The sequence below is a fragment of the Amycolatopsis thermalba genome, assembly GCF_023376025.1.
GTDB lineage: Bacteria > Actinomycetota > Actinomycetes > Mycobacteriales > Pseudonocardiaceae > Amycolatopsis_E > Amycolatopsis_E thermalba.
Window position 1 is genome coordinate 5,462,303 of record NZ_CP091196.1, and the last position, 12,220, is coordinate 5,474,522.

At 72.1% G+C, this 12,220-nt stretch carries 10 protein-coding genes; 3 read left to right on the top strand and 7 right to left on the bottom strand.

Annotated elements, in window-relative coordinates:
• The first annotated feature begins 734 nt into the window (after positions 1 to 734).
• A complete protein-coding gene (locus L1857_RS26495; protein WP_094007211.1) occupies positions 735 to 1,925 on the top strand; it encodes a thiolase family protein in 1,191 nt (396 codons plus the stop codon).
• Complete coding sequence (locus tag L1857_RS26500; protein WP_249466600.1) at positions 1,922 to 4,030, top strand: 3-hydroxyacyl-CoA dehydrogenase NAD-binding domain-containing protein; 2,109 nt, start codon at positions 1,922 to 1,924, stop codon at positions 4,028 to 4,030. Before L1857_RS26495 ends, L1857_RS26500 begins: the two co-directional genes overlap by 4 nt.
• Positions 4,031 to 4,096: 66 nt before the next feature.
• On the opposite strand, the gene L1857_RS26505 is transcribed toward L1857_RS26500, so the two are convergent.
• The 6 genes from L1857_RS26505 to L1857_RS26530 all read right to left on the bottom strand — a co-directional run bounded on the left by L1857_RS26505 (position 4,097) and on the right by L1857_RS26530 (position 9,083).
• A complete protein-coding gene (locus tag L1857_RS26505) occupies positions 4,097 to 5,008 on the bottom strand; it encodes an LLM class flavin-dependent oxidoreductase (protein WP_094007209.1) in 912 nt (303 codons plus the stop codon).
• 63 nt (positions 5,009 to 5,071) lie between these two features.
• The gene (locus L1857_RS26510; protein ID WP_249467480.1) at positions 5,072 to 5,500 is read right to left on the bottom strand and encodes a MarR family winged helix-turn-helix transcriptional regulator; all 429 of its coding nucleotides are present in this window, start codon (positions 5,498 to 5,500) and stop codon (positions 5,072 to 5,074) included.
• Between the two features lie 58 nt (positions 5,501 to 5,558).
• A complete protein-coding gene (locus L1857_RS26515; protein WP_198958308.1) occupies positions 5,559 to 6,371 on the bottom strand; it encodes an aldo/keto reductase in 813 nt (270 codons plus the stop codon).
• 15 nt (positions 6,372 to 6,386) lie between these two features.
• Complete coding sequence (locus L1857_RS26520; protein ID WP_249466603.1) at positions 6,387 to 7,526, bottom strand: sensor histidine kinase; 1,140 nt, start codon at positions 7,524 to 7,526, stop codon at positions 6,387 to 6,389.
• Complete coding sequence (locus tag L1857_RS26525; RefSeq protein ID WP_162830693.1) at positions 7,523 to 8,200, bottom strand: response regulator transcription factor; 678 nt, start codon at positions 8,198 to 8,200, stop codon at positions 7,523 to 7,525. Before L1857_RS26525 ends, L1857_RS26520 begins: the two co-directional genes overlap by 4 nt.
• 73 nt (positions 8,201 to 8,273) lie before the next feature.
• Entirely contained in the window at positions 8,274 to 9,083 is an 810-nt protein-coding gene (locus L1857_RS26530) for a LysR family transcriptional regulator (RefSeq protein ID WP_116109859.1), read from the bottom strand.
• Positions 9,084 to 9,152: 69 nt separating this feature from the next.
• Here L1857_RS26530 and L1857_RS26535 point away from each other — a divergent pair, with 69 nt between their 5' ends.
• A complete protein-coding gene (locus tag L1857_RS26535) occupies positions 9,153 to 10,022 on the top strand; it encodes an NmrA family NAD(P)-binding protein (RefSeq protein WP_094007203.1) in 870 nt (289 codons plus the stop codon).
• 116 nt (positions 10,023 to 10,138) lie between these two features.
• On the opposite strand, the gene dxs is transcribed toward L1857_RS26535, so the two are convergent.
• Positions 10,139 to 12,055, bottom strand: a complete 1,917-nt coding sequence (gene dxs, locus L1857_RS26540; protein ID WP_094007201.1) for a 1-deoxy-D-xylulose-5-phosphate synthase — start codon at positions 12,053 to 12,055, stop codon at positions 10,139 to 10,141.
• Positions 12,056 to 12,220 lie beyond the last annotated feature (165 nt).

Here is a 12,220-nt window from a genome sequence, read left to right on the forward strand (position 1 = left end):
CACGGGGGTGGGTCGCCGCTCCGACGGCGAGTGGCCCCTGCAGGCGCGAAGTCAAACCACGAAACGCCGCCCGGCAACGCAACAGCACCGACTACCCCAACCAGACCTCCCCCGCCCCCGATCCACAGCCGGTCTTTGGTCGCCGACCAGGCGTGTCAAGGTACTCTTTCCCGCCTTGACACGCCTGCTCGGCGACCGAAACACAATCAGGCATCGGGGGCGGGGGTGGTCGGAAGGTGACCTTCCGGCGCCGTGAGGCGCTTTCCGCCCGAAGGGCGTTGCCCGCCCGTAGGGCGGACTCCCCGCCTGCCCAACGTCACCTCTAAAGATCAAAAGATGTCCTCGCCGGACGGGCAGGCTCCGGGATGACGGGGGACCGTTGTCGGCTCACCTCGAGCAGGTGGTCGCTGGGTGGTCATCCCGTCGCCTTCCGGTTTGTGCATATCACCTTGAGCCAGGCCCGCAAGGTTGGCATGGTCGGCCGCCGGTTGGCGGCCTGGGTTGCGGCCCTGGCTCAAGGTGATCGTCCAGTGTCAGGCGACGGGATGACCACCCAGCTACCTTGGGTTTGCCGCCCCGGGTGCCGCTCGAAAAGGTGGTCTCACCCACCACCCTGGTTACCCACCGGTAACCGGGGTTAGAGTGGCGTCATTACCGCCGGGTAACCGGCGTCCCAGTACTGACAGAGGGAGCACATCGTGGCCGCAACCCCCCTTGCGCCGACCGCGCGGGCGGTGCGCACCGTGGCCTTCGTCGAGGGGGTCCGCACCCCGTTCGGCAAGGCGGGTGACAAGGGCATCTACGCCAACACCAGGGCCGACGACCTCGTCGTCAAGGTCATCCGCGAACTCCTGCGCCGCCATCCGGAGCTGCCGCCGGAGCGGGTGGACGACGTCGCCATCGCCGCCACGACCCAGACCGGCGACCAGGGCCTCACGATCGGCCGCACGGCCGCCCTCCTGGCCGGCCTGCCGCGCTCGGTCCCGGGCTACGCCATCGACCGCATGTGCGCCGGCGCCATGACCGCCGTCACCACCGTCGCCGGCGGGATCGGCTTCGGCGCCTACGACATCGCCATCGCGGGCGGCGTCGAGCACATGGGCCGCCACCCGATGGGCGAAGGGGTCGACCCCAACCCGCGCATCGTCGCCGACCGGCTGGTCGACCCGTCCGCGCTGGTCATGGGCCAGACCGCGGAGAACCTGCACGACCGCTTCCCGGCGATCACCAAGCGCCGCGCCGACGAGTACGCCGCGCAGAGCCAGGAGCGCTACGCCGACGCGGTCAAGGCCGGCAAGATCGGCCCGGAGCTGGTCCCGGTCGCGATCCGCTCCGAGCTGGGCTGGGGCCTGGCCACCGAGGACGAGCCGCCCCGCCCCGGCACCACCGTCGAGACCCTGGCGAACCTCAAGACCCCGTTCCGCCCGCACGGCCGGGTCACCGCGGGCAACGCCGCGGGCCTCAACGACGGTGCGACCGGTGCGATCCTCGCCGACGAGGAGACCGCCCGCGAGCTGGGCCTGCCGGTCGCGATGCGGATGGTCGGCTACTCCTTCGCCGGCGTCGACCCCGAGGTCATGGGCGTCGGCCCGGTGCCGGCCACCGAGAAACTCCTCAAGCGCACCGGACTGTCCATCGACGACATCGGGCTGTTCGAGATCAACGAGGCGTTCGCCGTGCAGGTGCTGGCCTTCCTCGACCACTTCGGCATCGACCAGACCGACCCGCGCGTCAACCCGTGGGGTGGCGCGATCGCCTGCGGCCACCCGCTGGCCTCCTCCGGCGTGCGGCTGATGACCCAGCTGTCCCGCCAGTTCGCCGAGCACCCCGAGGTCCGCTACGGCATCACCACGATGTGCATCGGCCTCGGCATGGGCGGCACCGTGATCTGGGAGAACCCTGCCTACGACGGGAGTGACAAGTGACGTTCACGGTTGAGCAGGCCAAGGCCGCCTTCCCGGACGAGGTCGTCACCCGGGCGACCACGCGCCTGATCAAGGTTCCCGGCCTGGACCAGCAGGTCGCACTGATCACCTTGGACAACGGGCACGACCACACCCGCCCGTCCACGTTCGGCCCGCAGGGCCTGGTGAGCCTGAACGCCGCGCTGGACGAGGCGTTCGCCGCGGAACCGGCCGCCATCGCGGTCACCGGCAAGCCGTTCATCTTCGCCGTCGGCGCCGACCTGTCCGGCGTCGAGGCGATCAGCGACCCGAACCTGGCGCACGAGATCGCCGAGACCGGCCACGCGGTGTTCCGCCGCCTGACCGACTCGAAGATCCCGACCTTCGCGTTCGTCAACGGCGCGGTCATGGGCGGCGGGCTCGAACTGGCCCTGTCCTGCCACTACCGCACGCTGTCGGAGTCGGCGGCCGCGATCTCGTTCCCCGAGGTGTTCCTCGGCCTGTTCCCGGGCTGGGGCGGCACCCAGCTGCTGCCGAACCTGATCGGGCCGGACGCCGCGGTCACCGTGATCATCGAGAACGCGTTGAACCAGAACAAGATGCTCAAGCCCGCGCAGGCCGCGCAGCTGGGCATCGTGGACGAGCTGCTGGGCAGCGCGGACTTCCTCGAGCAGTCGCTGCTGTGGCTGTCCAAGGTGGTCAACGGCCAGGTGACCCCGCAGCGCAAGGAGATCGACCGCGGCGCCGGGTGGGACGCGGCGATCGCCCGCGCGAAGGCCATTGTGGACGGCAAGACCAAGGGTGCCTCGCCGGGCGCGACCAAGGCCGTCGAGCTGCTCGAACTGGCCCGCGCGAACGACCTGGACGCCGGGTACGCGGCCGAAACCCAGGCGCTGGCGCAGCTGCTGATGGACGACACGCTGCGCGCCGGGCTGTACTCGTTCAACCTGGTCAACAAGCGGGCCAAGCGGCCGGCCGGCGCGCCGGACAAGTCGCTGGCGCGCAAGGTGACCAAGGTCGGCGTCGTCGGCGCGGGCCTGATGGCCAGCCAGCTGGCGCTGCTGTTCGTGCGGCGGCTGAAGGTCCCGGTCGTGCTGACCGATGTGGACCAGGCGCGCATCGACAAGGGCGTGTCCTATGTGCACGGTGAGATCGACAAGCTGCTCGGCAAGCAGCGGATCTCGCCGGACGAGGCGAACCGGCTCAAGGCGCTGGTGAGCGGCTCGCTGGACAAGGCCGCCTTCGCGGACGCGGACTTCGTGATCGAGGCCGTGTTCGAGGAGATGGGCGTCAAGCAGCAGGTCTTCGGCGACCTGGAGAACTACGTCAAGCCCGAGGCGATCCTGGCGACGAACACCTCCTCGCTGTCGGTGTCTGAGATGGCCTCGAAGCTGCGGCACCCGGAGCGGGTCGTCGGGTTCCACTTCTTCAACCCGGTGGCCGTGCTGCCGCTGCTGGAGATCGTGCGCGGCGAGCAGACCGACGACGCGGCGCTGGCGACGGCGTTCGCGGTCGGCAAGCAGCTGAAGAAGTCCAGCGTGCTGGTGAAGGACGCCCCGGCGTTCGTGGTGAACCGGCTGCTGCTGCGGTTCCTCGGCGAGGTGCTGACCGCGGTCGACGAGGGCACCCCGTTCGACGTGGCCGACCGCGCGCTGGAGCCGCTCGGCCTGCCGATGTCGCCGCTGACGCTGATGCAGCTGGTCGGCCCCGCGATCGCGTTGCACGTCGGCGAGACGCTGCACGACGCGTTCCCGGACCGCTTCGCGGTGAGCGAGAACCTGAAGAAGTTCGTCGCGTCGGGCAAGACCGCGGTGTGGCAGTGGGACGAGCAGGGCAACCCGAGCGTCGACCCGGAGGTCGCGGCGCTGTGGCAGCAGGGCGACCGGCCCTCGACCGCCGAAGAGCTGCGCGAGCGGGCGCTGGCCGCGATCGCCGAGGAGATCCGGATCATGCTCGACGAGGGCGTGGTCGCGGAGGCGCAGGACATCGACCTGTGCCTGATCCTCGGCGCGGGCTGGCCGTTCTGGCTCGGCGGCATCACGCCGTACCTGGACCGGACCGGCGTGTCGGCCAAGGTGACCGGCAAGCCGTTCCTGGCGCCCGGCGTCGCCTCGGTGCCGGCGTAGTCACCCGACCTGACGGCCCCCTCGCCCACGGGCAAGGGGGCCGTCGGCGTCCGGCGGGTTCCCGACCTAGGACTCCTTGGCGACCCTCTCGCGGACGGCCGGCACGATCTCCCGCGCCCAGCGTCCGAGGGAGACGTCGTCGTGGGCGGCGTGGCCCGGTGGGAACAGGATGAAGCCGCTCATGCCGTGCTCCAGGACGCCCGTGGTCAGCTCCTCGACCCACTGGTCCACGGACCCGCCGATCCAGCGGCCCTCCGCGTCCCGCGTCTTCGCCAGCGGCGCTTCGGTGATCGTGCCGGGGAAGTTCAGGATCGTGCGGACCTCGCGCGGGTCGCGGCCCGCCGCGGCCGCCGCGTCGTCGATCACCGGCCGCGACGTGCGGTACCGCTCGCTCAGCCAGTCCGCCGCGTGGCCGGGGAGCCAGCCGTCGGCCACGCGGCCGGTCGCGGCGAGCGACTTCCGCCCGACCGACCCGGTCCACACCGGCGGCGCGGGCACCGGCGCGGGCTCGATCCCGCGCACCCGGTAGTGCCGCCCCTCGTGGGTCACCGGCTCGTCACCCCCGGCCAGGCTCTTGACCAGCAGGATCGCCTCCTCGAAGGCCTCCACCGCCTCGGCCGGGGTGAACCGCGGGCCGCCCATGTCGGCGATCCGGTCCGGCAGCCCGCCCGCGCCCATCCCGAGCACGACCCGGCCGCCGGACAGCGCCGACAGGGTCGTCACCGTCCGGGCCAGCATGGCCGGGGGCCGCAGCGGCAGGTTGGTGACGTTGGCGAAACCGGCGATGCGCTCGGTGTGGCCCAGCAGGAACCCGACGGTCGCGTAGGCGTCCAGCCTGCCGCCGAAGTAGGGGTGGTCGGACAGCGAGACCAGGTCGAGCCCGTCGGCGTCCGCGCGCCGGACCAGGCGCAGCAGGTCCGGCACCTCGTCGACGCCGGTGTGCGCGCCGAACCCGAAAACCACGTCAGATGCGGTCATGATGCCCTCCTTGAAGTTCGTACTGCGAACAATAATGGTTCGCAGTACGAACTGCAAGCGCGGTCAGCGGTCGAGGAAGACCGGGGGCACCTCGTTGTCCGTCACGACCCGGCCGAGCAGGCCGGCCAGCCGGTCCCGCTCCGCGGCGTCGAGCCCCGCGGGCAGTTCCTCGATCCGGCGGCACGTCTCGGCGTAGAACTCCCCCGCCAGCCGCTGCCCCTCCGGGGTGAGCGCGACCCGGACCGCCCTGGTGTCCCGGGGATCCGGCTCGCGGCGCACCAGGCCGTTGCGTTCGGTGCGGTCGACCAGCCCGGTCAGGCTCGACTTCGCCAGCCGCAGCACCGCGCCCAGCTCGGTCATGCCGTAGGGCCGCGCCATCAGCACGCACAACAGCTGCCCCTGCGGCATCGTGATGCCGTACTCCCGGGCCGATTCCGAATACACCGCGTTCACCAGGAACGTGGACCGCACCAGAGCGGTCACGATCCCCATCCGGCCGTCATCCTGTGCGGGCATTCCGCCAGACTAACAGTTCGTGGTGCGAATTACCTCACGCGTCGGGGTGGGGACCGTGCCGGTCGCCGGACTCCAGGGTCGCCAGGCCGGCGATGTCGTGGGAGTCCAGCTCGAAGTCGAAGATGCCGATGTTCTCCCGGATGCGGCTCGGGGTCGCCGACTTCGGGATGATCATGTGCCCCATCTCGATGTGCCAGCGCAGCACCACCTGCGCCGGGGTCTTGCCGTGCTTGCGGGCGATCGTCGTGATCACCTCGCTGTCCAGCTGCCTGCCGCGGGCGAGCGGGCTCCACGCCTCGGTCACGATGCCGTGCTTCTCGTGGAACCCGCGCAGCGCGGCCTGCTGCAGGCCGGGGTGCAGCTCGATCTGGTTGACCGCGGGCACCACCTCGGTCTCGGCCATCAGCCGCTCCAGGTGCGGGATCTGGAAGTTCGACACGCCGATCGCACGCGCCTTCCCGTCGGCCAGGATCTTCTCCAGCGCGCGCCACGTCTCCACGTACTTGTTCTGCCGCGGCACCGGCCAGTGGATCAGGTACAGGTCGACGTAGTCCAGCCCGAGCAGCTCCAGGCTGCCGTCGAACGCCTTCAGCGCCGAGTCGTAGCCGTGCTCGGTGTTCCACAGCTTGGTGGTGACGAACAGCTCCTCGCGCGGCAGGCCGGACGAGCGCACCGCCGCGCCGACGCCCCGCTCGTTGCCGTACAGCGTGGCGGTGTCGAAGCTGCGGTAGCCGGCCTCCATCGCCACGTGCATCACCGCCTCGACCTCGTCATCGGGCAGCTTGTAGACCCCGAACCCGAGGGCGGGCAGCTCGACGTCGTTGTTCAACCGGATCGAAGGGACCATGCCCAGCACCGTAACTCAGCGGGTCGCGGGCAGCCGGACGGTGACCGCGAGGCCGCCCCCGACCACCGGTTCCGCGCTCACCAGCCCGTCGTGCGCCTCCACCGCCGCCCGCACGATCGACAACCCGAGACCGGCGCCGTGCCGGGCGGTGCGCGCCACCCCCGCGCGGCGGAACGGCTCGAACAGCTCGTCCACCGCCTGCGGGTCGACCAGCCCGCCGGAGGATCGCACCCGCAGCGCCGACCACTGCTCCCCGGCCTGGGTGGTGACCTCGATCCAGCCGGCGTCGACGTTGTGCCGCACCGCGTTCTCCAGCAGGTTGCCCGCGATGCGCTCCAGCAGCGCCGGATCGCCCGTGGTCCAGGCCGGCTCGACGTGGAAGGTGGTCTTCAGGCCGCGCTGGTCGGCCTCCCCGGACACCGCCCGCCACGCGCTGGCGACCAGCCCCGCGAGGTCGACCGGCTCGGTCACCACCAGCCCGGCGCCGTCGGTGCGGGCGAGCAGCAGCAGCGACCCGACGAGCTGGTTGGCCCGCTCGGTCGCGTCCCGCACCACGCCCGCCATGCGGCGCAGCTCGGCGGTGTCGGCCTGGTCGTCGGCGAGCGTGACGTCCAGCTCGGTGCGGATCACCGACAGCGGGGTGCGCAGCTCGTGGCTGGCGTTGGCGACGAAGTGCCGCTGCGCCTCGAACGCCGACTGCAGCCGGTCGAGCATCGCGTCGAACGTCTGGGCCAGCTCGGCCAGCTCACCGCGCGCGTCGACGTCGCCGATGCGCTCGCCCAGCGATTCCACCGACAGCCGCCGCGCGGTGCCGGTGATGTCCCGCAGCGGGCGCAGCACGCGCGAGGTGAACGTCCAGGCCAGGACCGCGGTGGCCAGCACCACGCAGCAGAACGCGATGGTGCCGGCCAGCAGCATCTTGTCGCGCGCGTGGTCGCGCAGGTGCGCGGCCAGCGCGGCGGCGTCGACGTCCACGCCGTCGACGCGCACGACCGTGCCCGGCGGCATCTGCGGCACCGCGGACACGGCGTCGCCGACCAGCGTCCAGGCCAGCCAGAGCAGCACGAGGCTGACGCCGGCCGCCAGCCCGGTCGCGAGCAGCGTGATGCGCGCCCGCAGGCTGCGTACCGGCGTGCGTGTCGAGCGCGAGCTCACCCCTTCGCGGGGCCGGTGTCGCGTGCCCGGTACCCGGATCCCACCACGGTCTCGATGATCCCAGGTTCGCCCAGCTTCTTGCGCAGGGTCATCACCGTGACCCGGACGGTCGTGGTGAACGGGTCGGCGTTCTCGTCCCACACGCGTTCGAGCAGCTCCTCGCTGCTGACCACCGCGCCCTTGGCGGCCATCAGGACCTCCAGGACGCCGAACTCCTTGCGGGTCAGGTCGACGGGGCCGCTCGCGCGGCGGACGGTGCGCTTGGCCGGGTCCAGCTGCACGTCGCCGACGGTGAGCAGCGGCGGCGCGGCCGGGGTGGCGCGGCGGCCGAGCGCGCGCACGCGGGCGACCAGCTCGGGGAAGGCGAACGGCTTGGCCAGGTAGTCGTCGGCGCCCAGGGACAGGCCCTCGACGCGGTCGGAGACCGTGCCGCTGGCGGTCAGCATGAGGACGCGGGTCAGCTCGTCGGAGGAGACGATCTGACGGCACAGCTCGTCGCCGGACATGCCGGGCAGGTCGCGGTCCAGCAGCACCACGTCGTAGCGGGTGATGCTGGCCTTCTCGTGCCCCTCGTCACCGGTGAGGGCGACGTCGACCGCCATGCCTTCCCGGCGCAGCCCGCGCGCGATCGCGTCCGCCAGCGGCGCCTCGTCCTCGACTACCAGAATTCGCACGCGAACCACCGTGCCACAGTTTCCTGAGAGTTACCTCAACGGCGGTGTCCCGGGCGTTCCGGGACGGCGCCGGTCACTTGCCGGACAGGGTCCGCGCCGCGATCGTCACCAAGTCCTTCAGGTGCGGGCGCCGGTGCCCGTCGGCGACGGCGAGGCAGATCTCGAACTCCTCGGCGTCGCCGATGCGGCGGTGGATCACGTCGGGCCGGGAGTAGTAACGCGCCACGCTGCGGGGGATCATCGCGACGCCGCGGCCGGCCGCGACCAGCTCCAGCTTTTCCTCGATCGTGCTGACCCGCCTGTCCTGCCCGTCGATGAGGTGTTCGCCCTCGAGGTCGGCGTACCGCACCCGCCGCCGCTTCGCCAGCGGGTGCGCCGCGGGCAGGCACACCACCTTCGGCTCGCTGCCCACCCGCAGCGTCCGCAGGCCCGTGGCGTCGAACGGCTGCCGCAAGTAGCCGACGTCGGCGCGGCCGTCGCGCATCGCCTCGGCCTGTTCGAACCAGTGGAGGTGCAGCAATTCGACCTCGACGTCCGGGTGCGCCTGCGCGAACACCCGCACCGCCGGGGAGACGGTCAGCCCCGGCGCGAACCCCAGGACCAGGCGGCGCGTACCCCGCGCGGCGCCGTAGGCCCGGCGCGTCGCCGCCACAGCGGTCGCCAGCACGCCCGGCGCGTCCGCGTACAGCTGCTCACCGGCCGCCGTCAGCCGCACCGACCGCGTCGTGCGCTCCAGCAGCTCGCAGCCCAGTTCCCGTTCCAGCGCGCGGATCTGCCTGCTCAGCACCGGCTGCGCGATGTGCAGCCGCTCCGCCGCGCGGCCGAAGTGCCCGTGCTCGGCGACGGCGGTGAAGTACCGCAGCTTGCGCAGGTCCAGATCCATACCCGAAGGGTATCAATGCCGGCGAAGAGGTATTGGACGATCGGCGCCGCCCGGGCGGAGGCTGGTCGCATGATCGTCATCACCGCACCGGCCGGCCGGATCGGCCGTCAGCTCACCGAATCCCTGCTCACCGCCGGGGCGCCGGTCCGCGTCATCGTGCGCGACCCGTCCCGGCTCGCCCCCGCGGTCCGGGAGAAGGCCGAGGTCGTCATCGGCTCCCACGGCGACCCCGAGGTCGTCGGCAAGGCGTTCGCCGGCGCGGACGCCGTCTTCTGGCTGGTCCCGCCGAACCCCGCCGCGGACAGCCTGGACCGGGCGTTCCTGGACTTCACCCGGCCCGCGTGCGAGCTGTTCCGCACCCAGGACCTGCGGGTGGTCGGGGTGTCGGCCCTGGGACGCGGCGTCGCGGTCAACGCCGGGCTCGTGTCGGCGTCGCTGGCGATGGACGACCTGATCGCCAGCACCGGGGTGCCCTACCGCGCGCTGACGATGCCGACCTTCATGGACAACGTGCTGTGGCAGGCGGCGTCGATCACGCGCGACGGCGTGTGGTCCGAGATGGCCGTCCCCGGTCACAAACGACCGCTGTGCGCGACGAAGGACATCGCCGGCGCCGCCGCCCGGCTTCTGCTCGACGAGACGTGGACTGGGCGGGGCGAGGTTCCGGTGCTCGGCCCGGAGGACCTGTCCCACCTGGAGATGGCCGGAATCATGTCCGACGTGCTGGGCCGGCCGGTGCGGTTCGAGCAGGTCACGGCCGAGGCGCTGAAGGCCGGCCTGCGGCAGCGGGGCTGGACCGAGGCGATGGCGCAGGGCATGGCCGACATGATGGCGGCCAAGAACGCGGGCCTGGACAACGCCGAGCCGCGCACCCCGGAATCGACGACGCCGACGACGTTCCGCCAGTGGTGCGAGGAGAACCTGCGGCCCGCCGCGTAGCAACCGCCCGCGGTCCGTCCACGATGGACTGTCCACGTGTACTCGTACGCCGCGCGGCGACGACGTGGTCCGGGCGGTCGCATCCCGCGCGCGGGATGCGACCGTCCGGCACGGACCTAGTCGGTCGGCGCGTCCGCCGTCGCCGGCTGGGCCTCGCCGATCAGGTTCGACGCCCACTCCGTCACGCGCCGCGCCACGTCCTGCGCGGTCAGGCCGACGCTCGCCAGCACCTCCTCGCGCGAGCCGTGCGGCAGGAACTGCTGCGGCACGGCCAGGTCACGCAGCGGCACGTCGCACTCGGCGTCCCGCAGCACGGCCGACAGCGCGCTGCCGAAGCCGCCGTGGCGGCCGCTGTCCTCGACCGTCACGACGAGCCGGTGCTCGCGCGCCAGGCCGACCAGCTCGTGCGGCACCGGCAGCACCCACCGCGGGTCGACGACCGTCACACCGATGCCCTGGTCGGCCAGCCGCTCGGCGGCGGCCAGCCCGAGCGGCGCGAACGCGCCCACGGCGACCAGCAGCACGTCCGCGCCCGCGCCTTCCCGCGGCCGCCGCAGCACGTCGACCACGCCGATCCGCTCGGCGGCGGGCACCGACTCGGTGACGCTGCCCTTCGAGAACCGCAGCGCGGTCGGCCCGTCCGACACCGCCACCGCCTCCCGCAGCTCCTCGCGCAGCGTCTGCGCGTCCCGCGGCGCGGCGACCCGCATGCCGGGCACCATGCCCAGCAGCGACAGGTCCCACATGCCGTGGTGGCTCGGGCCGTCCGGCCCGGTGATGCCGGCGCGGTCGAGGATCAGCGTGACCGGCTGGCGGTGCAGCGCCACGTCCATCAGCAGCTGGTCGAAGGCGCGGTTGAGGAACGTCGAGTACACCGCGACCACCGGGTGCAGCCCGCCCATCGCGAGGCCGGCGGCCGAGGTCACCGCGTGCTGCTCGGCGATGCCGACGTCGAACCAGCGGTCCGGGTGCCGATCGGCGAACTCGTGCAGCCCGGTGGAGCGCAGCATCGCGGCGGTGATCGCCACGACGTCCTCGCGCTCCTCGCCGATGCGCGCCAGCTCGTCGCCGAACACCGACGTCCAGCTCAGGCCCTTCGGCTTGGGCAGGCCGGTCTCCGGGTCGATCGGGTCGGTCTGGTGCATCTGGTCGGCCTCGTGGTTCACCGCGGGCGGGTAACCGTGGCCCTTCTCGGTGACCGCGTGCACGACGACCGGGCCGCCGAACGCCTTGGCCGCCTGGAACGCCTTCTCCAGCGCGGCGATGTCGTGGCCGTCGACCGGGCCGAGGTACTTGAGCTTGAGGTCGGAGAACATCTCCTGCGGGCTCAGCGCGTCCTTGATGCCCGCCTTCGCCGCGTGCAGCGCCGCGTAGATCGGCTTGCCCACGACCGGCGTGGACAGCAGCAGCTCGCGGCCGCCGTCGAGCATGCGCTCGTAGCCGGGCTGCAGCCGCAGCGACGCCAGGTGCTCGGCGAAGCCGCCGATCGTCGGCGAATAGGACCGGCCGTTGTCGTTGACCACGATCACCACGGGACGGCCCGGCTCGGCGGCGATGTTGTTCAGCGCCTCCCAGCACATGCCGCCGGTCAGCGCGCCGTCCCCGACGACCGCGACGGCGTGCCGCCCGCCACCGGCCAGCTCGAACGCCTTCGACAGGCCGTCCACATAGGACAACGCGGTGGAGGCGTGGCTGTTCTCCACCAGGTCGTGCTCGCTCTCCTCCCGGGACGGGTAGCCCGACGGCCCGCCCTGCTGGCGCAGCAGGTCGAACTCGGGGTGCCGGCCGGTCACGATCTTGTGCACGTAGCACTGGTGACCGACGTCCCAGACGATCGCGTCCTTCGGCGAGTCGAAGACCCGGTGCAGCGCCAGGGTCAGCTCGACCACGCCGAGGTTCGGGCCGAGGTGGCCGCCGGAGCGGCGGACCTTGTCGACCAGGAAGTCGCGGATCTCCCCCGCCAGGTGCTCGAGCTGGCCGTGTCCCATGCGCTTCAGGTCGGCCGGTCCGTGCACGGACTCCAGCAGCGTCACTTTCCACCTCACCCGCATAGATCCCTCGCCCTGCCCGCCAGGGCGCGTCCAGTCAGTCTACGGAGAACCGTAGTCCCCCGGCCGCCCCGCGGGTCCCGGGTCACTGATCAGGTCGTGAGAACGTGCCTGCCGGTGCCGCAACCGTGTGAACGCGGTCTCACTGAT